Below are 23,450 nucleotides of genomic sequence, written 5' to 3'. Positions count from 1 at the left end.
CGTCCCCGACGGCGCGAAAGCCGCCGATCGGCCCCGAGCGCCTGACCGAGACGCGCCAATGCACGGCCCACGTGGTGCCGGATTCGGAAAAACCCAGGTAGTGACACACAGCACGGGTGCGGGTCCGTCAAGATGGACCGATGAGCGTTGAGTTGATGGTCTGGGACGAACCGGTGCCGATCAGCAGGGATCAGGCGCGCGCGACGTACCTGGCGGTCAAGCGGACCGAGCCCGGCGGCGGCCCCGTACCCGACGTCGCCAAGGAACTCCCGGGGGAGATCACGCTCTACCCCGGGCACGTGCTGGTGACGATGGACCTCGACACGATGGACGAGGTCTCCGCGCAGGTCTTCACCGTGGCCCGCGCGCACGGCATGGTCTGCTACGACCCGCAGCGCGACCTGGTGCACAACGTCGCGCCGCTCGGCGTCTACGAGGGCATGCAGCTCCACACCGGAGACGGCATGATCGTGCACGACCCGGATCTCGGGCTCGTGCACGACGTGCTCGGCACGATGTCGGCGCAGAACCCGTTCGTCGCCCTCGTCAACTTCGGGCGGCACTTCATCCAGGTGTCGCCCGGGTACGAGCTGGAGTACAAGGAGGGGACGCTGGTCCGGACGATGGTGGAGGAGCTGGCCGAGGTCCGCCAGGCGTTCCACGAGTACGCGACCGGCGAACGGGGCTTCCTCGGCCGGCACACGTGGTCTCCGTGACCGATGCGGCAGGATCTGGGCGTATGAGAACTCTGTACCCGCCCATCGACCCGTACGACTCCGGCCTGCTCGACGTGGGCGACGGCAACCAGATCTACTACGAGGTCTGCGGCAACCCCGAAGGCAAGCCCGCGGTCATGCTGCACGGCGGTCCCGGCGGCGGGTGCAGCGCGAACCACCGGCGCCAGTGGGATCCCGAGCGTTACCGCATCGTCCTGTTCGACCAGCGCAACTGCGGCCGCAGCCTGCCGCACGCCTCCGACCCGGAAACCGACCTGAGCACGAACACGACCTGGCACCTGGTGGCCGACATGGAGCGGCTGCGCGAGCACCTGGGCATCGAGCGGTGGCAGGTGTTCGGCGGATCGTGGGGCAGCGCGCTGGCCCTCGCCTACGCCCAGACGCACCCAGGCAGGGTGACCGAGCTGATCCTGCGCGGCATCTTCACGCTGCGCCCGCAGGAGCTGCACTGGTTCTACCAGGAGGGCGCCTCGTACGTCTTCCCCGACCTGTGGGAGCGGTTCCTGGAGCCGATCCCGCAGGACGAGCGCGGCGACCTCATGGCCGCCTACCACCGGCGGCTGGAGGGCGACGACGACGCGGCCCGGCTGGCGGCGGCCAGGGCGTGGTCACAGTGGGAGGGCGGCACGGTCACGCTGCTGCCCGATCCCGAGCTGGTGGACGACTTCGGCGAGGAGCGCAAGGCGATCGCGTTCGCGCGGATCGAGAACCACTACTTCGTCCACGGCGGCTGGTTCGAGCCCGAGCAGCTCATCCGCGACGTGCACAAGATCCGGCACATCCCCGCGGTGATCGTCCAGGGCCGCCAGGACATGTGCACGCCCGTGGCCACGGCCTGGGACCTGCACAAGGCGTGGCCCGAGGCGGAGTTCCACGTGGTGGCCGGGGCCGGGCACGCCTACTCGGAGCCGGGCATCCTCGACCGGTTGATCGCGGCCACGGACGGGTTCGCGGACTCCGGGAAGTAGCGGGGCAGCCGGGCGCGCAACAGCCGTACGGCGGGGGTGACCGCCCCCACCACGAGCAGCGCGAACAGCGGCGCCAAGGTCACGCCGAGCAGGAAGCCCGCGGCCACGTCGTGCGGGTAGTGCACGCCCACGAAGACCCGCGAGAACGCCATGACGGCGGCCAGCGGGAAGACCACCCAGGCCAGGGCGCGCCAGCACAGCATGAGGGTGGCCGCGGCGCCGGCGGCGATCACGGAGTGGTTGCTGGGGAAGGACCAGTCGTCCGGCGGCGGGCAGGCGGCGATCGTCGCGATCCCGCCCCGGCACGGCCGGTCCTCCTTCACGAACACCTTGATGACCTCGCTGAGCACGTACGCGAGCACGATCCCGGCCGGCCCGGCGACGACCAGCGCCAGGTCACGCGCGGGCCCCCGCCAGGCCCGCACCGCGGCCGCGACGAAGAGCAACGCGAACACGAAGAGTCCCGCGTCCGTGCCTATCTCGGCGACGGTGTGCAGCCATGCGGGGGTGCTGAGAGCGAAGTCGACGATGTCCTGATACACGCCTGTCCAATCGATGAATATCCGATGGACAGCACCTTACGAACAGGAAGCCGCCAACGCCTCCACCATAGGGGTGAATGTCGTCAAGTCAGGAGCTGACGCGCCAGAGCCTCGTGTTTCGCCTCCAGCTCGGCGCGGCTGATCAGCCCGCGGTCGAACGCCTCGGTGGTGGCGTCGCGCTCGGCGACGTAGTAGGCGGCCATGATCTCGCTGCGCAGCGGGGTGAAGCCGCGCTCGACGCAGTCGGCGAAGACGGTGACCTTCTTGTCGACCTGGTCGGCGGCGACCGTACAGGCGAGATCCCGTTCCCTGAGCTGCTGAACCGCTTCACGAAGGGTCACGGGGCCAAGAGACCCGTTGAAACGGGTATCAAGAGTGATCTTCACGTTCTTTACGCCTCCGAACGTGTGAAACATTCGGATCTAGGCCGCGTATTCCCAGGTGAGAGCGGGTAAGAGGGCCTTCGTGATCGGAGCGCACGTGATCGTCGGTTATGCGAACGACCCGGGCGGGCGGGACGCCCTCGCCCTGTCCGCCGCGATCACCCGTGTCACCGGTGGCGAGCTGACCGTCGCCACGATCTACCCGCCGAACAGCCCGGGTCTGGCGGTCGAGGCGCAGGCCAACCTGGCGCACGCGGCCGAGGAGCTGGGGCCGGTTCCCGCCGAGTTCATCACGTTCGAAAGCAGGGGCACCGGACGCGGGCTCGCGGTGCTGGCCAGCAGGATCAAGGCCGACCTGATCGTGGTCGGGTCGGCGGACGGCGGGCAGCACGGCCGCATCACGATCGGCTCGACCGCCGACCACCTGCTGCACATGTCGCCCGAGGCGGTGATGCTGGCGCCCGCCGGTTACGTCCCGCCCGACGAGCCGGCCAGGCTCACGCTGGCGTACGTGCACCGGCCGCAGTGCGACGCCGCGGTCGAGCAGGTGGCGCAGGCCGCGCTGCGGCTCGGCGTGCCGCTGCGGCTGATCACGCTGGACCTGCGCACCGAGGATCAGGGCAGGCTCCGCGACGATCTCGCGCTGGCGGTGCGGCTGGCCTGGGAGACCACCGGCATCGAGGCGGAGGCCGAGGTGGCCGAGGGACACGACGTCGCCGCCGCGATGGCCGGCGCCGAATGGTTGGACGGCGAGCTGCTGGTGTGCGCGGCGAGCGAGGACGCCCAGCCGCACCGGGTGTTCCTGGGCGAGCTGGCGATGAAGGTGCTGCGCGCCTCCCCCCGCCCGGTCACGGTGCTGCCGCGCGGCTTCGGCTAGCGGCGCCCGATCACCGGCTCGTGCAGGCGCTACGCCGGCACCTCGTGCCCACCTCGTCGTGCCCCACCTCGTCGTGACCCACCTCGCCGCGTTCGGCGAAGCTCCAGGCCTGTTCGCAGAGCTCGCGGCCGGCCGGCTCGGCCGCGTGCAGGCTGTGCTCTGCGACGAGGTCGAGGATGAGGGCGGCCGACCAGCTGAAGTCGCGCGAGCCGTGGCCGCGCAGGGTGAACGGGTCGAAGTACTCGCGAAAGCCCGACCGGTACACCGCCCGCCGCATGGCGTCGGCCACCGAGGCGGCGAGGTCGGGGCGGCGGTCCCTGAGCCCGTGCCAGACGAGCCAGCTCAGGTTGATCCAGCTCGGGCCGCGCCAGTAGCGGGCGGGGTCGAAGTCGGCCGCGTCGACGGCGTAGCTGGGCAGCGGCTTGTCCGCCAGCCCGAACCGGTCGAGCGCGGTCGTGATCAGCGCGCCGGCCACCTCATCGGGCAGATCGGGCAGCACGAGCGGGGTCAGCCCGGCCGCGCTCGCGGACTCGACGAGCTTGCCGGTGCGCACGTCGCGGGCCTGGAAGAGCCCGCCGTCCCACAGGTGCTCGACCATGGCGGAGGTGACGGCGGCGGCCTCGCGCTCGTGCGGCCCGGGGTCGAGCCCGAGCACCCGCGCGATGCCGGCGAGCGCCGACTCGGCCAGCCCGTACGCGGCGTTGAACAGCGGATCCTCCACCCGGAACGCCCCGGGATCGGTGTAGCCGGACTCGCGGTAGGACTCGGCCAGCGCGATGTAGCGGGCGTAGTCGCGGTCGGTGGGCCGCTCGTCGGCGCTGACCGCCTCCAGGTCCCTGCGCACGAACCCGCCGGACGGCGCGTCCACCGCGGCCAGCGGCACGTCCCAGGCCGGGCTGTTGTCCATGCCCGACTCCCAGGGGTGCAGGATCGCGATGAGCCCTTCGGGCGAGCGCCGCTGGGCCCGCAGGAACTCCTGCTGGGCCACCAGACGCGGGTAGATGCGCCGCAGGAAGGCGTGGTCGGGCTCGGCGAGGTACGTCTTCCAGGCGGCCAGCGCGTGCACGGGCGGCTGCACGATGCCCGAGGTGCGCACGCCGGAGGGCGCCCGCGCGGCCCAGAAGGCGGGGCCCGGGTAGTAGGCGCCCTCGGGCACCTCGGGGTTGAACACGATGTGCGGCACCCGGCCGTCGCTCCACTGCGCACCGAACAGCGTCAGGAGCTCCGTCCTCGCCCGGCGCGGCGACAGGCGGGCGTTGCCGATCGCCACGAACGCGGAGTCCCAGCTCCACTGGTGGGGGTAGAGGCGACGGGAGGGGACCGTGTAGCTGCCGTCCCAGTTGCCGACCAGGACGCGCACGGCGTCGCGGAGGATCATAGGTATTTCCTGATGAAGGCGGCGGTCTGGGGCAGGACGATCTCGGGTTCGCCGCGCAGGCGGCAGTCGAGCGCGAGATAACCGTCGTAACCCACGGCGTCGAGCGTCGCGAGCTGGGCGCCCCAGTCGAGGTGGCCGGTGCCGGGCTGGTTCCCGTTGGACTCGCCGATCTGCATGTGCGCGAGCCAGGGCGCGGCGTCGATGAGGGCCCGGCAGGGGTCGTCCTCCTCGATGTTCATGTGGTAGGTGTCGCCGACGATCCTGATCGAGTCCATCGAGCAGTACGACACCGCCTCGGCCAGGGTGTTGACCATGTGGTTCTCGTACCGGTTGAGCGGCTCCAGCATGATCAGCACGCCGTTGCGCTGCGCGTGCTCGCCGAGGATGCCGAGCGCCTCGGCCAGCACCTCGCGGTCCTCCTCGGGGCTGCGCGGCGGCTCGAACGGCGGCAGCCTGCGGGAGAACCGCCCCCAGGAGGCCGGGGTGATGACGCCGATGCCGCCCAGCTCGCCGATGACCGTGAGCTGCGATCTGAGCTGCTGGATGGCGTCCTTGCGCTTGGCCGGGTCGAAGTCGCCGATGAAGTGGGGCATGTCCACGCAGACCGTCGGCATGACGACGCCGTCGGCCCGCGCGCGCTTGAGCTCGGTGAGCCTGCCGGCGAAGTGGAAGTCGCCCTTGCCGCGCAGCTCGATGGCGTCGAAGCCGGCGTCGACGGCGAAGGCGAACTTCTCCTGCAGGCTGCGGCCGGGCAGCAGCTGCTCCTGTACGGCGAGCTTCACGGTCACTCCTTGAATTCGAAGACGAGCTGAAGCACCTCGGACCGGTGCTTGTCGAGCAGGCCGAAGGCCGCGCCCCGGCAGGACCCGGCGGCGGGCGCGCGGGCGGCGCCGACGCGGGCGAGGACACCGGTCAGCGGGTCGGCGCCGGGCGGCGGCGGGTGGCCTTCGAGCTCGGCGTGGCGTGCGGGCCCGCACAGTGTCCGACGCAGCGTCCAACGCGATGTCCGACGCAGCGTCCCGCGCGGTGTCCGGCGCGCGACCGGTGGGCAGGCCGGCGCGGACACGGCCCGTCTTTTCGAAGGCGATGTGCGCATTCCCCACCACTTACGCTTAATGATCAAACAAAAGACGAAGCTTTAGTGATTGTTTGCAAGCACTAGTTGCGCCGGTGACACGCATAAGTCTACGACTTCCACCGGAGGTTGCTGATGAAATTGGGGTTTGTGACCGCGTGTCTTCCGGAAAGCGGCCTTACCGGCGCTACCTGCCGGGCGGCGCGACAGTGCCACAAGGCCCTGGTCGCAGCGGGTCTGCGACTCCTGATCACCACAAGTACACCGAGGTAGATTCTTTTGACAAAGCGGTGAGCGAGCGCATGCGAAGAATCTTCACGCATACCTGACTGAAGCGATCCGCGACAATCGCTTATCGCACGTTGCGGCACCTCGTGCAGGGGTAAGTGCGGCTTATCCCGACCGGAGGAGCGTGCCATGCCGACGAAGGTGACCGCCGTCCTCTCCGTCGCCCTGCTGGCCGCCGTCTCGCTCGCGGCCTGCGGCGACGACGGTGGGCGATCGGCGGGCGACGAGATCACGGTCTGGACCGAGGAGAACCTCGAGGACCGGATGGCCGTGCAGAACGCCATCGCCACCGAGTTCACCAGGAAGACCGGGATCAAGGTGAAGCTGGTCGGCGTGGCCGAGGACCAGTTCAGCCAGACCATCACGGCCGCCGCCGCGGCGGGCGACCTGCCGGACGTCATCGGGGCGCTGCCGCTCGCCTCCGTACGCGAGCTGGAGGCCGGCGACCTGCTCGACACCGAGACACCGGGGCGGATCGTCGACCGGCTGGGCCGCGGCACGTTCTCGCCGCGCGCCCTGGAGCTGGACAGCTCGGGGCAGACGCTGCTCGCGGTGCCCAGCGACGGCTGGGCACAGCTCATCCTCTACCGCAAGGACCTCTTCGAGGCGGCCGGGCTGCGGCCGCCCGACACCTACGAGGCGCTGCAGGAGGCCGCGACCAGGCTCAACACCGGCGGGGTCGCCGGCATCACGCTCGCCATCGCGCCCAAGGACACCTTCACCGCGCAGAGCTTCGAGCACATCGCCCAGGCCAACGGCTGCGAGCTGGTGGACGGCTCGGGCAACGTGACGCTCGACTCGCCGCAGTGCACCAGAGCGTTCGAGTTCTACGCGAACCTGGCGCGGAACCTGTCGGTCAAGGGCAAGCAGGACGTCGACTCCACCAGGGCCACCTACTTCTCGGGGAAGGCGGCCATGACGATCTGGTCGTCGTTCATCCTCGACGAGCTCGCCGGCCTGCGCAAGGACGCGCTGCCGAGCTGCCCGCAGTGCCGCGGGAACCCCCAGTGGCTGGCCGAGAACACCGGCGTCGTCACCGCGCTCAAGGGCCCCGACGGCAGCGCACCCGCGCAGTACGGCGAGATCGTCTCCTGGGCGATCACCCGCGACGCCGCCAAGGAACCGGCGAGCGCGTTCGTGACGTACATGATGAACGAGGGCTACGAGCGCTGGATCGGCATGGCGCCCGAGGGCAAGTTCCCCATCCGCAAGGGCTTCGAGGAGAAGTGGGACGCGCTGCCCGCCGGCGTCGACACCAAGAAGCCGCTCGCCGACGTCTACCCCGGCGACGTGCTCAACGCCCTGCGCAAGAGCCCCGGCACCATCGCCCGCTGGGGCATCTCGCAGGGCCAGGGCAAGCTGGTCGGCGCCACGATGGGCGAGCTGCCCGTGCCCAAGGCGCTCAGCATGCTCGTCGACGGCTCGCTGACCCCGCAGGCCGCCGCCGCGCAGGCCAAGCGCGAGGTCGAGAGCATCAAGCGCGGGATCCGCGAGTGACCGCCGGCCGCATCGACCCCGTGTCCCGGCCGCGCGGGCGCACGCTGCGGCAGCAGGAGAGCCGCGCCGGGGCCGTGCTCATCTCGCCGACGCTGATCATCACGCTGGTCGTGGTGGTGCTGCCGCTGCTGTGGGCGATCATGCTGGCGTTCCAGGACGTCCGGCTGATCAACATCAGGCAGTCGGGCCTGTTCGGGAACTACACGCTGGAGAACTTCGCGTACGTGGTCTCCGAGCCGGGCTTTTGGTCGTCGCTGGTCAACACGCTCGTCTACACCGTCGCCGGCACGGCGCTGTCGATCGCGATCGGGCTGGTCACGGCGCTGGCGCTGCGCGACAGGTTCAGGGGGCGCACGCTGGTCAGGGCCGCGATCCTCATCCCGTACGTGGCCCCGGTGGTGGCCGTGACCTTCCTGTGGGAGACGATGCTCAACCCGCAGTACGGCATCGTCAACACCTGGCTGGCCGAGCCGATCGCGTTCCTCACCCAGGCCAGGGGCGAGTTCCTCGGCGTGCAGGTGCCCGTCGCGCTGCTCACCGTCATCGCCTTCGAGGCCTGGCGGTACTTCCCGTTCGCGTTCCTGTTCATCCTGGCCCGGCTGCAGGCGCTGCCCAAGGAGCTGGACGAGGCCGCCATCGTGGACGGCGCGACCCCCACCCAGCGCTTCCGCTACGTGATCATGCCGCAGCTGTGGCGCATCATCGCGCTGCTGTCGGTGCTGCGGTTCGTCTTCACCTTCACCAAGTTCGACGACGTCTACCTGCTGACCGGCGGCGGCGCCGGCACCGAGGTGGTCAGCGTGCGCGTCTACAACTTCCTCACCTCGCGCGACGACATCGGCGCCGCCGCCGCGCAGGCGATCGTGCTGGCCGTGTTCCTGGTCGTCTTCCTGGCGATCTATCTCAGGTTCTTCGCGGGAGGCGAGCGTGAGCAGGGATAGGTTCGAACGGGCGCTGCTGCGGGCGGTCAAGCCGCTGGTGATCGCGTTCCTCTTCCTGATCACCGGGTTCCCGTTCCTCTACATGGTGATGCTGTCCGTACGCGACATCCAGGAGCTGATCCTGGAGCCCGGCTCGCTCTGGCCGTCCGCCTTCACCCTCGAACCGTACGCGGACGTGCTGACCCGGCAGGGCTTCCTGACGTTCCTCAGGAACAGCACGATCGTCGCGGTCGTGTCGGTGGCGGTCACGTTGCTGGTGTCGATACCCGGCGCGTACGCGGTGGCGCGGCTGCGTTTCTTCGGCCGCCGCCAGGTGCACTTCCTCTTCCTCGCGGTCTACCTGTTTCCCGCGATCGTGCTGGCGATCCCGCTGTTCGTGTTCTTCACCATGATCGGCCTGCGCGGATCCCTCGCCGGCCTGATCCTCGTCTATATCGCGCAGACGGTGCCGGTCACGGTATACATGCTCCGCAACTACTTCGAGACCGTGCCGCAGAGCGTGGAGGAAGCGGCCGCGATCGACGGATGCTCGAGGCTGTCGACCATCTGGCGGGTGGTGCTGCCCCTGTCCAAGCCCGCCCTGATGGCCACCGGCCTCTACGCGTTCATGATCGCGTGGAACGAGTTCCTGTTCGCCCTGCTCTTCCTCGTGGACCATAGGGAGAGCTGGACGGTGTCCTTGGGGCTCTCGCAGCTCGCCGGAAGCATCGAGATCCCCACGACGGTCTTGATGGCGGGGTCGGTGGTGCTCACGCTGCCCATCGTGATCGTGTTCTTCGCCAGTGAGCGGCTGCTGACGGAGGGCCTCACCGCAGGAGCAGAGAAGGGATAGACCATGCTGACGGCAGGGCAGATCCTCCAGCTCATCCGCAACGGCTCCTGCCGCACCCGCAAAGAGCTCATCGAGCACACCGGCCTGTCCCGCTCCACCATCACCGAGCGGGTCGATCGCCTCATCGCCGCCGGATACATCCACGAGTCGGGCGTCGGCGCCTCCGGCGGCGGGCGGCCGCCGTCGGTGCTCGACGTCCACGCCGCCAGCCGGCTCATCCTGGTGGCCGACCTGGGCGCCACCCACGCCAGGGTGGCGCTCACCGACCTGACCGCCCGCCCCATGGCGGAAGAGCACGCCGACATGCGCATCGAGCTGGGCCCCGAGGCGGTGCTGTCGTGGGTGCGCGAGGCGTTCCAGCGCATGCTCGACAGGGCCGGGCGGCCCGCCCGCGACGTGTGCGGCATCGGGCTCGACGTGCCCGGCTCGGTCGACCACGCCTCCGGGCACGTCATCAGGTCGTTCCTCATGCCCGGCTGGGACGACCACCCGGTGCGCGAGGCCATCGGCGAGTCGTACGACGTGCCCATCCTGGTCGAGAACGACGCCAACGCGATGGCGCTCGGCGAATGGTGGTCGTCATGGCGCGGCACCGCGGCGCTCGTCCTGGTCAAGGTCTCCACCGGCATCGGCGCCGGCATCGTCCTCGACGGCCGGATCCACCGCGGCGTCGAGGACGCGGCGGGCAACATCGGCCACGTGCGCCTCAGCGAGACCGACGACCGCGTCTGCACCTGCGGCTCGCGCGGCTGCGTCGCCTCGCTGGCCAGCGGGCAGGCCCTGGCCGCCGACCTCGGCGCCGGCTCCAGCCGCGAGGTGGTCAAGCTCGTGCAGGCGGGCGACCCGGACGCTATCGCCCGCGTGCAGGAGGCCGGGCACACGCTCGGCGTCGTGCTCGCCACCGCGGTCAGCCTGCTCAACCCCGGCGTGCTCGTGCTCTCCGGCGACATGGCGCGCACCGGCGAGCACTACCTGACCGGCATCCGCGAGAGCGTCTACCGCCGGAGCCTGCCGTACACGACCCGCAACCTGCCCATCGTCACCGGGACGCTGGGCGAGCGGGCCGGGATCGTGGGCATGGCGGTGCTCGTCATGGAGCACGTGCTGTCGGCGGCGGCCGTGGACGCCGCCCTCGCCGCCGCCGAGGCCGGTTAGCCGCCCGGGACGCGGCGCGTCAGGCCGGCGCCAGGGTGCGGCGCAGCTCCCCCGCGGCCTCCACCAGCGAGGGGCCGTACCACGTGAGCAGCCGCCCGCTCACCGGCACGCACCTCAGACCAGGGAACGCCTCGGGACCGTCGGTCGCGCTGAAGGCGTAGGGCTCGTCGGGCAGCACCACGAGGTCGGGGCGGCGGGCGTTCAGCTCGCCGAGCGGGATCTTGGGGTAGCGCTCGGGGTGGTCCGCGTACAGGTTGTCCACGCCGAGGTGCCGCAGCACGTCGCCGGTGAACGTGTCGCGGCCCACCACCATCCAGGGCCGCCGCCAGATGGGGACGATCGCCGTACGCCTCGGGCCGTCCCAGGGCTCCCGCCACGCCTCGCGCGCCCGAGCCAGCCAGTCCGGCGGATCCGTACGGCAGGCGTGCACGAACATCCGCTCCAGCGACGCGAACGCCTCCTCCAGCGTCGCGATCTTCGTCACCCAGACCGCGATGCCCGACTCGCGCAGCGCCTCGATGTCGGACGGGCGGTTCTCCTCGGCGTTGGCGAGCACCACGTCGGGCCGCAGCCGCCTGATCGCATCGAGATCGGGATTCTTGGTGCCGCGCACCCGCGCCACGTCGAGATCCGCCGGATGCGTGCACCACTTCGTGGCCCCGACCAGCGCGTGCGGCACCGTGGCCGCCACCGACTCGGTCAGCGACGGCACCAGCGAGACGATTCGCCGTACTTCGCCGGGAATCTTGACGGCCGTGCCGGTGTCATCCACATTGACAGCGTAGATCCACGACTTTGTGATCAATTCGTCGGCTGCGGGCCGTAGACTCAAGCTGAAGATCTTCCACTCGATGATCGGGGGGACGACGGTTGGAGCACGAGTCGCTCGGTTTCGACCCCAACACGCCAAGCGTGGCCCGGCTTTATGACTACTACCTCGGCGGCAAGGACAACTTCCCCGCCGATCGCGAGGCTGCCGAGCGCATCCTCAAGGTCGCCCCCGAGCTGCGAGCCGCCGCCAGGGCCAACCGCGCCTTCCTCGGCCGGGCCGTGCGCCACCTCGCCGAGGCCGGCATCACGCAGTTCCTCGACATCGGCACCGGCCTGCCCACCCAGGGCAACGTCCACGAGGTGGCGAAGAAGGTCGTGCCCGACGCCAAGGTGGTCTACGTCGACCGCGACCCCGTCGTGCTCGTGCACGCCAGGGCGCTGCTCGCCGGCCAGGGCGACACCACGGTCATCGAGGGCGACCTGCGCGAGCCCGCGGCCATCCTCGACCACCCCGAGGTGCGCGCCACCATCGACTTCAGCAAGCCCGTCGGCCTGCTGCTGGTGGCGATCATGCACTTCATCAAGGAGGAGGAGCGGCCCGACGAGATCATGGCCACCCTGCGCGAGGCCCTCGCGCCCGGCAGCTACCTCGTGATGTCCCACGGCACCAGCGACGCCAGGGCCGAGGCCGTCAGCCAGGGCACCCAGGTCTACCAGAGCGCCAGCGCCCCGCTCGTGCTGCGCGACAGGGAGCGCATCCGCGAGCTGTTCACCGGCTTCACGCTCGTCGACCCCGGCCTGGTGTGGCTGCCCGAATGGCGGCCCGAGCAGGCCGACGTCATCGACTTCATGGACAATCCCGCCTCGTCGCTCATCCTGTGCGGCGTCGGCAGGAAGGACTGAGCACATGCGCGTCGGGCTGGCCGTTCCGCAGTACGGCAGGTTCGCCTCGCTCGCCAGCGTGCTGGAGGTGGCGCGGGCGGCCGAGCAGATGGGCTTCCACAGCCTGTGGGCAGGCGACCGGCTGCTCACCCCCGTCCGGCCGAAGGACCGCTATCCCGGCGGCGACGGCTCCATCCCCGAGGCGCACCGGGTCTTCCTCGACCCGTTCTCGGTGCTGTCGGTCGCCGCGTCCGTCACCACGTCCGTACGCCTCGGCACCAGCGCATTGAACGCCTGCTGGTACGCCCCCGCCGTGCTCGCCCGCTCCCTCACCACCATCGACCACCTGAGCGGCGGCCGTCTCGACGCCGGGCTCGGGCTCGGCTGGTCGTCCGACGAGTACGCCGCCGCCGGCGTACCGTGGCAGGACCGTGCCCGCCGCTACGACGCCACCCTCGACGCGCTCGAGGCCATCTGGACCACCGATCCGGTGTCGTTCGAGCACGACCTGTGGTCGATCCCGCCCAGCCACATCGAGCCCAAACCGGCCCGCCGCCCGCCGCTCTACCTCGCGGGCTTCGCCGAGCCCGCGCTGCGCCGCATCGGCAGGCGCGGCGACGGCTGGCTGACCGCCACGCTGCCCATCCCCGTGCTGACGTCGATGTGGCAGACCGTGTGCCACGCCGCCGAGGAGGCCGGGCGCGATCCCGGCGCGCTGCGCATGATCCTGCGCGCCAACCCGATCATCACCGACGACGGCACGCCGCCGCGGAGCGGCACGGTGGCCGAGATCAGCGCCTACCTCGCCGAGGCCGTGGAGGCGGGCGGTGCGCACGAACTGATCATCGACCTCCAGCACACCGCCACCGACGACCAGCACATGCTCGACCTCGCCAAGTCCTTCCAGGACGAACTCACCACCCGTCTCGGCTGACCCCGGCCGCACGAGCGCCGGCCGGGTCGCGCACTCGCCCGCCCGGCCGGGAAGGGCCGGGGAAGCAGCCGCGCACAGGGCTCCCGGTCGCGCGCCACCGCATGAGAAGCCCGCCCCGGGCGAACAGCCGCCGCGCGAAGAGCCCGTGAGCGGAGAGCCCGTGAACGGAGAGCCCGTGAACGGAGAGCCGGACGCGCAGCCGGATGGAAGGTCCGGGCGCAAAGGGCCGGGTGTGGGAGAGCCCGCCTGGCTCGGGGTGTGAGGGCAGGCGGGCCCGGAGTCCTCAGCGGATCACTTGAGGGCGGCGAGGGCGCCGTCGTAGTCGGGCTCCTGGGTGATCTCCGGCACGAGCTGGGAGTAGACCACCTTGTTGTCGCCGTCGAGGACGATCACCGCGCGGGCGGCGAGACCGGCCAGCGGGCCGGACTCCTGCGCCACGCCGTAGTCGGTGAGGAACTCGCGGCCGCGCATCAGCGAGAGCGTGGTGACGTTCTCCAGGCCCTCGGCACCGCAGAAGCGGCCCTGGGCGAACGGCAGGTCGGCCGAGATGCACAGCACGGCCACGTCGGGGTGCTCGGCGGCGATCTCGTTGAAGCGGCGCACGGAGGCCGCGCAGACACCCGTGTCGATGCTCGGGAAGATGTTGAGCACCTTGGTCTTCTGGCCGAAGTCGTCGAGCGTGCGCTCGGACAGGTCCTTGCCCACCAGGCGGAACGCGGGCGCGGTGTCGCCGGCCTGCGGGAAGGTGCCGCCGACCGTAATCGGGGTGCCCTTGAAGGTGACGTCGGACATGAAAACCTCCTGTTAGCGATGGTGCCGAGATCGTGCCCAGCAGCGCGATCCTATCGACGCCCGTGACCGGTGAACCCCGCACCGCCAGTCCGCCGTCCGCCGATGATTCCGCCCGCCCCGCCCGCTGAGGCTCCCTCGCACGGCTCCGGTGGGCGGCGCGAACGCCGTGAGTCAGCCCCACGCGCACGCACCTTCCAGCCGGGACAGGCGAACGCCCTGAAGAGGGCTCCGCGCTCAACGCCCCGGCCCGCGTGCGGCGCAGGTGCCGAAGCGGGCGGGGCGGGCCGTGGGTGGTCAGATGTTGCGGCGGTACTGGCCGCCGGCCTCGAAGAGGGCGTCGGTGATCTGGCCGAGCGAGCAGTGCCTGACCGCCTCCATCAGCACCTCGAAGAGGTTGCCGTCCGACATGGCGGCCTCGCGGAGCCGGGCGAGGTGGACGGGCGCCTCGGAGCGGTGCCGCTCGTGGAAGGCGCGCAGCCGTTCGAGCTGGGAGCGCTTCTCCTCCTCGGTGCCGCGCGCCAGCTCCAGCTTGTGCGGGTCGGAGTCGTCGGAGCCGGCGGGGTTGCGGAAGGTGTTGACGCCGATGATGGGCAGGGAGCCGTCGTGCTTGCGGGTCTCGTACAGCATGGACTCGTCCTGGATGCGGCCGCGCTGGTAGCCGGTCTCCATGGCGCCGAGCACGCCGCCGCGGTCGGACAGCCGCTCGAACTCGGCGAGCACCGCCTCCTCGACCAGGTCGGTCAGCTCGTCGATGATGTACGACCCCTGCAGCGGGTTCTCGTTCTTGGCCAGGCCCCATTCGCGGTTGATGATGAGCTGGATGGCCATGGCGCGGCGCACCGACTCGGCGGACGGCGTGGTCACGGCCTCGTCGTAGGCGTTGGTGTGCAGGCTGTTGCAGTTGTCGTAGATGGCGATGAGGGCCTGCAGCGTGGTGCGGATGTCGTTGAAGTTCATCTCCTGGGCGTGCAGGGACCGCCCGGAGGTCTGGATGTGGTACTTCAGCTTCTGCGAGCGCTCGCCCGCGCCGTACCGCTCGCGCATGGCGATGGCCCAGATGCGGCGGGCGACCCGGCCGAGCACGCTGTACTCGGGGTCCATGCCGTTGGAGAAGAAGAACGACAGGTTGGGCGCGAAGTCGTCCACCTTCATACCTCTGGCCAGGTACGCCTCCACGTACGTGAACCCGTTGGCCAGCGTGAACGCGAGCTGGCTGATGGGGTTCGCCCCCGCCTCGGCGATGTGGTAGCCGGAGATGGAGACCGAGTAGAAGTTCCTGACGCCGTTGCGGATGAACCATTCCTGGATGTCGGCCATCATCCGCAGCGAGAACTCGGTGGAGAAGATGCAGGTGTTCTGCCCCTGGTCCTCCTTGAGGATGTCGGCCTGCACGGTGCCCCTGACGGTGGCCAGGGTGCGGGCGCGCAGCTCGCGGTCCTCGCGCTCGTCGGGCTCGCGGCCGTGCTCGGCGCGGAAGCGGTCTCTGGCCTGGTCGATGGCGGTGTTGAGGAAGAACGCGAGGATGGTCGGCGCGGGGCCGTTGATGGTCATCGACACCGACGTGTTGGGCGCGGACAGGTCGAACCCGTCGTAGAGCACCTTCATGTCGTCGAGGGTGGCGACGGAGACGCCGGACGTGCCGACCTTGCCGTAGATGTCGGGCCGCGGGTCGGGGTCGTGGCCGTAGAGGGTGACGGAGTCGAACGCGGTGGACAGCCGGGTCGCGGGCTGGCCCTCCGAGAGCAGCTTGAAGCGCCTGTTGGTGCGGAACGGGTCGCCCTCGCCGGCGAACATCCTGGTCGGTTCCTCGTCGTCGCGCTTGAACGGGAACACGCCCGCGGTGAACGGGAACATGCCGGGCAGATTCTCGCCGCGCAGGAAGCGCAGCAGCTCGCCGTGGTCGGTGTAGCGGGGCAGGGCGACGCGGGGGATGCGGTTGCCGGAGAGCGTCTCGCGCCACAGCGGCGTGCGGATCTCCCGGTCGCGGACCTTCACCACCAGCTCGTCGCTGGAGTAGCGCTCCTTGATGCCGGGCCAGGCCTCGAGCAGGGCGCGGCTCTCGTCGCTCAGCTCGCGCTCGGCCTGCTCGGCCAGCTCGGCGAGCCGGCCGGACTCGGGGGCGTCCTCACCCAGGAGTTCGCGTACGGCGGCGAGCTGCTGCCTGCGCCTGGCCACCTCGGCCTGCGCCCGCGTCTCGGCGTGGTAGGCGCGCACGGTCTCGGCGATCTCGGCCAGGTAGCGGCTCCTGGACGGCGGCACGATGGCCTCGGCGACCTTCGAGGTACGGCCTTCGACCTTGGGCAGCAGCCCGGGGCCTGAGGCGCCGGTCGGCAGCAGCGGCTTGAGGTGGTGGTAGAGGGCGGTGACGCCGGTGTCGTTGTAGCGGGCGGCGATGGTGCCGAAGACCGGCATGTCCTCGGGCGAGACGCCGAACGCCTCGCGGTTGCGTACGAGCTGGCGGCGCACGTCGCGCAGGGCGTCCTCGGCGCCGCGCCGCTCGAACTTGTTGATCACCACGGCCTCGGCGAAGTCGAGCATGTCGATCTTCTCGAGCTGCGAGGCCGCGCCGAACTCGGGCGTCATGACGTAGATCGGCACGTCCACGTGCGGCACGATGCCCGCGTCGCCCTGGCCGATGCCGGGCGTCTCGACGATCACCAGGTCGTGGCCGGCGGCCCGGCAGGCGGCGATGACGTCGTCGATGCAGGCGGGCACCTCGCTGGCGGCGCCCCTGGTGGCCAGGGAGCGGAAGTAGGTCTGGGGGCCCAGGCTGTTCATCCTGATGCGGTCGCCGAGCAGCGCGCCGCCGCCGCGCCTGCGGGTGGGGTCGATGGCGATGATCGCGATGCGCAGCTTGTCGTCGTGGTCGATGCGGAAGCGGCGGACCAGCTCGTCGGTGAGCGAGGACTTGCCGGAGCCGCCCGTACCGGTGATGCCGAGGACGGGCGCGCGGCGGTCGGTGGCGTTCCTGATGCCCTCCAGCAGCTCGGCGGGGGCCCGGCCGCTCTCGATGAGGGTGATCGCGCGGGCCAGCGCCGCCTGGTCGCCCGCCATGACGGCCTCGACCGGCGGCGGGTCGCCCAGCTCGACGTCGCACTCCTGGATGAGCTGGTTGATCATGCCGGGCAGGCCGTAGCGCTGGCCGTCCTCGGGCGAGAAGATGCGCGCGACGCCGCGCGAGTGGAGCAGCTCGATCTCCTCGGGGACGATGACGCCACCGCCGCCGCCGTACACCTTGATGTGGCCCGCGCCGCGCTCGCGCAGCAGCTCGACCAGGTAGGTGAAGAACTCGACGTGCCCGCCCTGGTAGGAGCTGATCGCCACGCCCTGGACGTCCTCCTGGATGGCGGCCGTGACGATCTCGTCGACCGAGCGGTTGTGCCCGAGGTGGATGACCTCCGCGCCCTGGGCCTGGAGGATGCGCCGCATGATGTTGATCGCCGCGTCGTGCCCGTCGAACAGGGCCGCGGCGGTCACGAAGCGGACGGGGTGTACCGGGACGTGCACGCCTGATCACTCCTTCGTGGAGGCTTCTCCCCCAAGATATTTGGACGTCCTACTTTCTTGATAGTAGGACGTCCTACTATTTCCCGACAGTGTCCGGGGTAAGGGGCTGGCAGGAGGTGACGCGATGCGCGCGCTGACGTTCGTGCCGGGAAGCAAGGGCACGCTGGAGGTGCAGGAGGTGCCCGACCCCGAGCCCGGCCAGGGCGAGCTGCTCGTCCAGGGGCTCGCGCTGGGCATCTGCGGGACCGACAGAGAGCTGGAACAGGGCGCCTACGGCTGGCCGCCGCCGGGAAAGGAGCGCATGGTCATCGGGCACGAGTCGCTCGGCCGGGTGCTGCGGTCGCCGGACGGCTCGGCGTTCTCGCCCGGCGACCTGGTGGTGGGCGTCGTACGCCGCCCCGACCCCGAGCCGTGCGGCGCCTGCAAGCGCGGCGAGTTCGACATGTGCCGCAACGGCGGCTACACCGAGCGGGGCATCAAGGAACTCGACGGCTTCGGCAGCGAGCTGTGGACCATCGAGGCCGCCTACGCCGTCCGGATCGATCCCGCCCTGGGCGAGCTCGGCGTGCTGGTCGAGCCCGCCTCCGTGGTGGCCAAGGCGTGGGAGCAGATCGAGCGGATCGGCTCGCGGTCCTGGTTCGAGCCGCGCACGCTGCTGGTGACGGGGGCGGGGCCGATCGGGCTGCTCGCGGCGCTGCTCGGACGGCAGCGCGGCCTGGAGGTGCACGTGCTCGACCGCGCCCCGCACGGGCTCAAGTCGAGCCTGGTGGAGGAGCTGGGCGCGATCTACCACTCGTCCTCGACGCTGGAGGACTTCCTGGAGGCCAAGCCGGACATCATCATCGAGTGCACGGGCGCGGGGCGGCTCGTCATCGACTCGCTCACGACCACGGCGGCGGCCGGCATCGTGTGCCTGTGCGGCCTGGCTCCCGGCGGGCGGGCGCACCGGGTGGACGCGGGCGTGATGAACCGGGAGATCGTGCTGGAGAACGACGTGGTCTTCGGGACGGTGAACGCGAACCTGCGGCACTTCAGGGCCGCGGCGGCGGCGCTGGCCCAGGCCGATGCGGAGTGGCTGGGGCGGCTCATCACCCGGCGGGTGCCGCTGACGCGGGCGCTGGAGGCGTTCGAGCCGGCCGAGGACGTCAAGGCGGTCATCGACCTGACGTCCTGAGCCCTCTCAGCTCCGCTCGTACGGCCTGCGTCTCCTGGCGGCGGGCTCGGGCGCGGACCCGGCGGGGACCGGCGTGCGCGCGGGACGGGCGGCCTGCGGGGCGCCTTGGAAGCTCTGAGCCCTGGGACGCGAGGTGTGCGGCGGCGCAGGGACCTTCCTGACGGGCCTGCGCTCAGGGGGGGCTCTCGGCGGCGAAGGGGTTCGCGGAGGCCGGGACGCGCCGCACGTCCTGGGCGGCGGAGCGGGAACGCGGGGACCACGACCAGGAGAGCCGGCGGTGTGCGCCGCGGCGGCCGGTCAGCCGCAGCGAGAGGACGATCGTGGTGAGCACCATCGCGGCGAGTAACGCGACGGGCGTGCCTAAGAAGTCGAACGGCGTGCCCTGCCCGGTCTGCGACCTGGGCGGCGAGATGAAGGGCTGCTCGGTCGAGCGGATCTCGTTCAGCTCCGCGTTGGCCTTCACCAGGCGCGGGATGCCGTAGCCGACGACCTTGTCGGTCGTCCTGACCTTGCGTTTGAGCCAGACGCGGTCGACGTTCGCCTCGATGGTGTGGATCTTCTTGCCGGCCACCCGCTCGACGATGCCGACGTGGTCGATGCCCTTGTAGCTCTTGCCGCCGCGCCAGTCGAAGAAGACGAGCGCGCCGGGCTCGGGCTTCTTGCTCCACGCGCCCTTCTGGATGAACCAGGCCGCGTGGGAGGGCGTCCAGGCGAACTCCCCGACGTACTCGGAGACGCCGGCCTTGTTCGCGGCCCAGGCGAGGAACATGTCGCACCACGGTGCGTCGCGGTATTGGCTGTCCTGGACGCGATCGGCGTACCACTGGCCGAACTTGGTGTACTGGCCCTTCTTCTCCTTGTATCCGAGTTCCTGCCGCGCCGTCTTGAGCAGCTTGTCCGCGATCGGGTCCAGAGTGACTCCTCCCAGAAAACAGGCGAATCACGATGGACTGTAGTAGCGCCATCGCGGAAGCGCGCGGGTCACCCGGAAAGTGTCACCCTATGAGCCGAAATTTCGGCCGTGTTGCTCCTGTGGCGGATGTGACGAGCTACTACGACTCTTAGGAGCCGGCGCCCACGCGGTAGACGTTCGCATCGCCCGCGCCCGGCGCGACCACGTCGGCCACGATCACGGTCACGTTGTCGGGCGAGCCGCCCTCGTTAGCGAGATCGATGAGCCGCTGGACGGCCGCCGCGGGTTCTGCCACCGTGGTCAGGACCTCGTGCAGAACCTCGGGCCCGAGCACCGTCGTGAGCCCGTCGGAGCAAAGGAGGTAGCGGTCATCAGGCTCGGCCTCGCGCAGCGCCATGTCCGGCTCCGCCCTGCCCTCGCTGCCCAGCACGCGCAGCACCATCGACCGGCGGGGGTGGACGGCGGCCTGGTCCTCCGTGATGCGCCCTTCGTCCACCATCGACTGCACGAGTGTGTGATCCTTGGTCATCTGGTAGAGAGCACCATCGCGAAGCAGGTATCCGCGGGAGTCACCGAGATGAGCCAGAGCGAAGCGGTAGCCGTCCCAGAGCATGGCGGTCACCGTGGTGCCCATCCCTCTGCGCGCCGGGTCGATGTCGGCCAGCTCGACCAGCCTGCGCCCCGCTTCGTGCACGGCGCCCTCCAGGGCCGCCTCAAGGTCGGAGCCCGTCTCGGGAAGCGTGGCGTCCAGCTCGCGCATGACGGCGATCACCGCCGAGCTCGCAAGCTCGCCGGCCGCGTGTCCACCCATCCCGTCAGCCACCACGAGCAACCGGCCGCTCGCGTAGCCGGAGTCCTCGTTCTGCTCCCGGCGGCGGCCCACGTCTGATCCGGCGGCATAGCGGATGTTGTGCTTCATACCCTGCAGTAAATCATTGGTTGAAAGACTTCACAAGCAGATGCGCTGAAGACTCTTGTGAACTACTGTGGGCTCCATGAGCCACGACCCGACCGTCAACGCCGGGGACATCGCCCGGCTCGCCGGCGTCGGGCGGGCCGCGGTGAGCAACTGGCGCCGTCGCCACGACGACTTCCCCCAGCCCATCGGCGGCACCGCCAACCAGCCGCTGTTCTCGCTGCGGCAGGTCGAGTCATGGCTACGCCGCTATGGGAAGTCCTACCAGGTCTCCCTGGGAGATCGTGCCTGGCAACGCCTGAAAGCCGCGGGAGATTTGCATCTGGGCGAGCTGGTGGCCCAGGCCGGGGCGCTGCTGACCAGGGCGGCCCAGGTCGCCGGCGACGGCGACGGCCCGCGTCCTGCCGCCGGTCCCGGCGGCGAAAGCGCAGGTCACGACGGTGCCGGAGCGCTCGATCCCGAGCTGACCGACCTCATACTCCAGCTGGGCGGCGAGCTCGGGCCGCTGCGCGCGTACGAGTTCCTGTGTGAGCGTTATCTCGAAGCGCACTCGCGCCGGCTCTCGGTCACCCGCGACGACATCGCCGGGCTGATGGTCCGGCTCGTCGGCACCGAGGGCGCGACCGTGCTCGACCCCGCGTGCGGCGTGGGCACGCTGCTGCTCGCCTCCAGCCGCGCCGCGCGCATCCTCGGCCAGGAGCTCAGCGAGACCTCGGCCGCCATCGCCGCCTCCCGGCTGCGCCTGCGCGGCGTCGAGGCGACGATCGTGGCCGGCGACTCCATGCGGCGCGACGGCTTCGCCGGCGAGCGGGCCGACGCGGTGGTGTGCGACCCGCCGTTCGGCGAGCGGGCCTGGGGCTATGAGGAGCTGACCGGCGACCCGCGCTGGGAGTACGGGCTGCCGCCCAGGGGCGAGCCCGAGCTGGCCTGGGTGCAGCACTGCCTCACCCACGTCAAGCCGGGCGGCCTGGTGGCCATCCTGATGCCGCCGGCCGCCGCCAGCCGCAAGGCGGGCCGCCGCATCCGCGCCAACCTGCTGCGCGCGGGCGCGCTGCGGGCCGTCGTGTCGCTGCCGGGCAGCGACCTGTGGCTGCTGCGCCGCCCCAAGGCCGGTGAGCGCCCGCCGTCGGAGGTGCTGATCCTCGACGCCACGGCCGACCTGTCGACGGTGGAGCCGGCCTGGCAGGCCTACATGGAGGACCGCTGCGACCAGACCGTGCGGATCATCGACCTGCTGGCCGACGAGGTCGACATGACCCCGGCCCGCCACCAGCGGCGCGACGACGTGGGCCGGGCCTTCGCCGAGGCCCGCGACCGCTTCCTCGCCGCCGCGGCGGTGCCGCCGCCCGACCTCAAGGTGCTCGACCAGCCGCTCGACCAGCCCGCCACCACGCTCGGCGACCTCATCAAGGAGGGCCTGGTCACGGCCTCGCAGGCGCCGCCCAAGATGGCCGCCGACGGCGGTGACATCCCGGTGCTGACCTCCGACGACCTGCTCAACGGCGGCTCGCCGTCCGGCTCGACGACGATGCAGCAGGGCCTGGTCCCGATCAAGCCGGGCGACGTCGTGGCCTCCTACTCCGCCGTGCGCGTGATGGCCGACGGCGGCGCGGTGCTGGGTCCTCACCTGACGCTCTACCGCGTGGACGGCCGCAGGCTCGACCCCGACTTCCTCGCCGGGTTCCTGCGGGCCGCGGGCGGGCGGGTGACGACCGGCTCCAGCAGGTTCGACGTGCGCCGTACCAAGCTGCCCCGGCTGTCGTTGCGCGAGCAGAAGGCGTACGGCGCGGCGTTCCGGCAACTGGCCGTGCTGGAGGACGCCATCCGCGAGACCTCCACGCTGGGGCACACGCTGATCCGGCTGGGCCTGGACGGCCTCGCCGACGGCCACCTGCACCCGCAGTCCTGACGGTGTAGTTTTCTCCGGAAGGCTGCGGGAGAGGGGGTTTATGGTCATCGGTGACCGCTACGAGCTCGACGACCTTCCTCTCGGTCAGGGCGGCATGGGCGCCGTCTACGCGGGCCATGACCGCCACCTCGACCGCAGGGTGGCGGTGAAGCTGCTGCGCCTGCCCAGCGGGCCGGACAACGAGCTGGAGCGCCGGTTCATCAGGGAGGCCAGGATCCTGGCCAGGCTGGAGCATCCCGGCGCGCCCGTGCTCTACGACTTCGGCACCCACGAGCAGCGGCTCTACCAGGTGATGCAGTTCATCGAGGGCGTCACCGTGGCCGACGTGGTGCACGAGCACGGCCCGCTGCCGGTGCCGTGGGCGGCGGCGATCGCGGCCCAGGCGTGCGCGGTGCTGTCGGCGGCGCACGCGCTGTCGATCTGCCACCGCGACCTCAAGCCGACCAACCTCATGCTCTGTCCCGACGGCAGCGTGAAGGTGCTGGACTTCGGCCTGGCGATGCTCAGGGAGCCCGACGTCACCACCTTCACCAGGATCGGGCAGATCCTCGGCACGCCCGCGTACATGGCGCCCGAGCAGATCCAGCACGGCATCACCGAGCCGCGCAGCGACCTGTACTCGCTGGGCTGCGTGCTGCACGAGATGCTCTCCGGCGAGCAGCTCTTCACCGGGCCGACCGACTACGTGGTCTTCGAAAAGCAGGTCAAGGAGCGCCCGCCCACCATCCCCGGGCTGCCGGAGCCGCTGAGCGAGCTGCTCGCGCAGCTGCTGGAGAAGAAGCCCGACGACCGCCCCGCCGACGCCGACGAGCTGTACGAGCGGCTCGACCCGTTCGCGGTCGGGCTGCCGATGCTGCCCGGCTTCCTCACCACCGACCCGAGCCCCGGCCGCATGTACGCCAGGATGGCCGGCCGCGCCCTCACCGGCTGAACCGGTTCCGCCGCACGCGCGCCGCGAAACCCCACCCGACCTCGCGAG

22 protein-coding genes are annotated in these 23,450 nt (G+C 70.8%); 12 read left to right on the top strand and 10 right to left on the bottom strand.

Annotated elements, in window-relative coordinates:
• The first annotated feature begins 140 nt into the window (after positions 1-140).
• Together ACGFIM_RS23835 and pip are read left to right on the top strand one after the other, a co-directional pair.
• The gene (locus ACGFIM_RS23835) at positions 141-716 is read left to right on the top strand and encodes a hypothetical protein (RefSeq protein WP_393203678.1); all 576 of its coding nucleotides are present in this window, start codon (positions 141-143) and stop codon (positions 714-716) included.
• A gap of 23 nt (positions 717-739) precedes the next feature.
• Entirely contained in the window at positions 740-1,705 is a 966-nt protein-coding gene (gene pip, locus ACGFIM_RS23830; protein ID WP_393203676.1) for a prolyl aminopeptidase, read from the top strand.
• On the opposite strand, the gene ACGFIM_RS23825 is transcribed toward pip, so the two are convergent.
• Positions 1,636-2,247: a phosphatase PAP2 family protein gene (locus ACGFIM_RS23825; protein WP_393203674.1), complete on the bottom strand. Its 612-nt coding sequence runs from the start codon at positions 2,245-2,247 to the stop codon at positions 1,636-1,638. The genes pip and ACGFIM_RS23825 overlap by 70 nt on opposite strands.
• Before the next feature lie 83 nt (positions 2,248-2,330).
• The gene (locus tag ACGFIM_RS23820) at positions 2,331-2,588 is read right to left on the bottom strand and encodes a hypothetical protein (RefSeq protein ID WP_393203672.1); all 258 of its coding nucleotides are present in this window, start codon (positions 2,586-2,588) and stop codon (positions 2,331-2,333) included.
• A 124-nt stretch (positions 2,589-2,712) separates the two neighbouring features.
• Between ACGFIM_RS23820 and ACGFIM_RS23815 the strand changes: the two genes are divergently transcribed.
• The gene (locus ACGFIM_RS23815; protein WP_393203670.1) at positions 2,713-3,507 is read left to right on the top strand and encodes a universal stress protein; all 795 of its coding nucleotides are present in this window, start codon (positions 2,713-2,715) and stop codon (positions 3,505-3,507) included.
• A 10-nt stretch (positions 3,508-3,517) separates the two neighbouring features.
• Here ACGFIM_RS23815 and ACGFIM_RS23810 read toward each other — a convergent pair whose 3' ends face one another.
• The 3 genes from ACGFIM_RS23810 to ACGFIM_RS23800 are packed head-to-tail and all read right to left on the bottom strand — an operon-like array spanning position 3,518 to position 5,951.
• Positions 3,518-4,885, bottom strand: a complete 1,368-nt coding sequence (locus tag ACGFIM_RS23810) for an amylo-alpha-1,6-glucosidase (protein WP_393203668.1) — start codon at positions 4,883-4,885, stop codon at positions 3,518-3,520.
• Entirely contained in the window at positions 4,882-5,667 is a 786-nt protein-coding gene (locus tag ACGFIM_RS23805; protein ID WP_393203666.1) for a sugar phosphate isomerase/epimerase family protein, read from the bottom strand. Before ACGFIM_RS23805 ends, ACGFIM_RS23810 begins: the two co-directional genes overlap by 4 nt.
• Before the next feature lie 2 nt (positions 5,668-5,669).
• A complete protein-coding gene (locus tag ACGFIM_RS23800) occupies positions 5,670-5,951 on the bottom strand; it encodes a hypothetical protein (protein WP_393203664.1) in 282 nt (93 codons plus the stop codon).
• Positions 5,952-6,377: 426 nt separating this feature from the next.
• Between ACGFIM_RS23800 and ACGFIM_RS23795 the strand changes: the two genes are divergently transcribed.
• From ACGFIM_RS23795 to ACGFIM_RS23780, 4 genes are read left to right on the top strand one after another with little or no spacing between them, the layout of a single operon-like run.
• Entirely contained in the window at positions 6,378-7,745 is a 1,368-nt protein-coding gene (locus ACGFIM_RS23795; RefSeq protein WP_393203662.1) for an ABC transporter substrate-binding protein, read from the top strand.
• Positions 7,742-8,686, top strand: a complete 945-nt coding sequence (locus ACGFIM_RS23790; RefSeq protein WP_393203660.1) for a carbohydrate ABC transporter permease — start codon at positions 7,742-7,744, stop codon at positions 8,684-8,686. The genes ACGFIM_RS23795 and ACGFIM_RS23790 overlap by 4 nt, the downstream gene beginning before the upstream one ends.
• Positions 8,673-9,518 carry a carbohydrate ABC transporter permease gene (locus ACGFIM_RS23785; RefSeq protein ID WP_393203658.1) on the top strand — a complete coding sequence of 282 codons (846 nt, stop codon included), beginning with the start codon at positions 8,673-8,675 and terminating at the stop codon, positions 9,516-9,518. The genes ACGFIM_RS23790 and ACGFIM_RS23785 overlap by 14 nt, the downstream gene beginning before the upstream one ends.
• 3 nt (positions 9,519-9,521) lie before the next feature.
• Positions 9,522-10,673, top strand: coding sequence for an ROK family transcriptional regulator (locus ACGFIM_RS23780; protein ID WP_393203656.1), 1,152 nt, complete (start codon positions 9,522-9,524; stop codon positions 10,671-10,673).
• Between the two features lie 19 nt (positions 10,674-10,692).
• Here the strand turns inward: ACGFIM_RS23780 and ACGFIM_RS23775 are convergent, their stop codons facing one another.
• On the bottom strand, positions 10,693-11,445 hold the full coding sequence (locus ACGFIM_RS23775; protein WP_393203654.1) for a helical backbone metal receptor: 753 nt from the start codon (positions 11,443-11,445) through the stop codon (positions 10,693-10,695).
• Positions 11,446-11,543: 98 nt separating this feature from the next.
• Between ACGFIM_RS23775 and ACGFIM_RS23770 the strand changes: the two genes are divergently transcribed.
• Together ACGFIM_RS23770 and ACGFIM_RS23765 are read left to right on the top strand one after the other, a co-directional pair.
• On the top strand, positions 11,544-12,347 hold the full coding sequence (locus ACGFIM_RS23770; RefSeq protein ID WP_393203653.1) for an SAM-dependent methyltransferase: 804 nt from the start codon (positions 11,544-11,546) through the stop codon (positions 12,345-12,347).
• Between the two features lie 4 nt (positions 12,348-12,351).
• Positions 12,352-13,260 carry a TIGR03619 family F420-dependent LLM class oxidoreductase gene (locus ACGFIM_RS23765; RefSeq protein ID WP_393203651.1) on the top strand — a complete coding sequence of 303 codons (909 nt, stop codon included), beginning with the start codon at positions 12,352-12,354 and terminating at the stop codon, positions 13,258-13,260.
• Positions 13,261-13,551: 291 nt separating this feature from the next.
• Here the strand turns inward: ACGFIM_RS23765 and tpx are convergent, their stop codons facing one another.
• Both tpx and icmF read right to left on the bottom strand, forming a co-directional pair.
• Positions 13,552-14,052, bottom strand: coding sequence for a thiol peroxidase (gene tpx, locus ACGFIM_RS23760; protein WP_364060804.1), 501 nt, complete (start codon positions 14,050-14,052; stop codon positions 13,552-13,554).
• A gap of 294 nt (positions 14,053-14,346) precedes the next feature.
• The gene (gene icmF, locus ACGFIM_RS23755; protein WP_393203648.1) at positions 14,347-17,559 is read right to left on the bottom strand and encodes a fused isobutyryl-CoA mutase/GTPase IcmF; all 3,213 of its coding nucleotides are present in this window, start codon (positions 17,557-17,559) and stop codon (positions 14,347-14,349) included.
• 124 nt (positions 17,560-17,683) lie between these two features.
• Here icmF and ACGFIM_RS23750 point away from each other — a divergent pair, with 124 nt between their 5' ends.
• Positions 17,684-18,733 (top strand): glucose 1-dehydrogenase, encoded by a 1,050-nt coding sequence (locus ACGFIM_RS23750; protein WP_393203647.1) that lies wholly within the window; start codon positions 17,684-17,686, stop codon positions 18,731-18,733.
• A gap of 172 nt (positions 18,734-18,905) precedes the next feature.
• Here ACGFIM_RS23750 and ACGFIM_RS23745 read toward each other — a convergent pair whose 3' ends face one another.
• On the bottom strand, positions 18,906-19,625 hold the full coding sequence (locus ACGFIM_RS23745; protein ID WP_393204174.1) for a CHAP domain-containing protein: 720 nt from the start codon (positions 19,623-19,625) through the stop codon (positions 18,906-18,908).
• A gap of 169 nt (positions 19,626-19,794) precedes the next feature.
• On the bottom strand, positions 19,795-20,565 hold the full coding sequence (locus ACGFIM_RS23740) for a PP2C family protein-serine/threonine phosphatase (protein WP_393203645.1): 771 nt from the start codon (positions 20,563-20,565) through the stop codon (positions 19,795-19,797).
• A gap of 76 nt (positions 20,566-20,641) precedes the next feature.
• Here ACGFIM_RS23740 and ACGFIM_RS23735 point away from each other — a divergent pair, with 76 nt between their 5' ends.
• Both ACGFIM_RS23735 and ACGFIM_RS23730 read left to right on the top strand, forming a co-directional pair.
• Complete coding sequence (locus ACGFIM_RS23735; protein WP_393203643.1) at positions 20,642-22,471, top strand: N-6 DNA methylase; 1,830 nt, start codon at positions 20,642-20,644, stop codon at positions 22,469-22,471.
• Between the two features lie 40 nt (positions 22,472-22,511).
• Positions 22,512-23,402, top strand: coding sequence for a serine/threonine-protein kinase (locus ACGFIM_RS23730; protein ID WP_364060789.1), 891 nt, complete (start codon positions 22,512-22,514; stop codon positions 23,400-23,402).
• Positions 23,403-23,450 lie beyond the last annotated feature (48 nt).

Source organism: Nonomuraea sp. NPDC049309 (genome assembly GCF_043196965.1).
In the GTDB taxonomy this organism is placed as follows: Bacteria; Actinomycetota; Actinomycetes; order Streptosporangiales; family Streptosporangiaceae; genus Nonomuraea; species Nonomuraea fastidiosa.
This window is presented reverse-complemented; position numbering and strand designations above follow the sequence as displayed.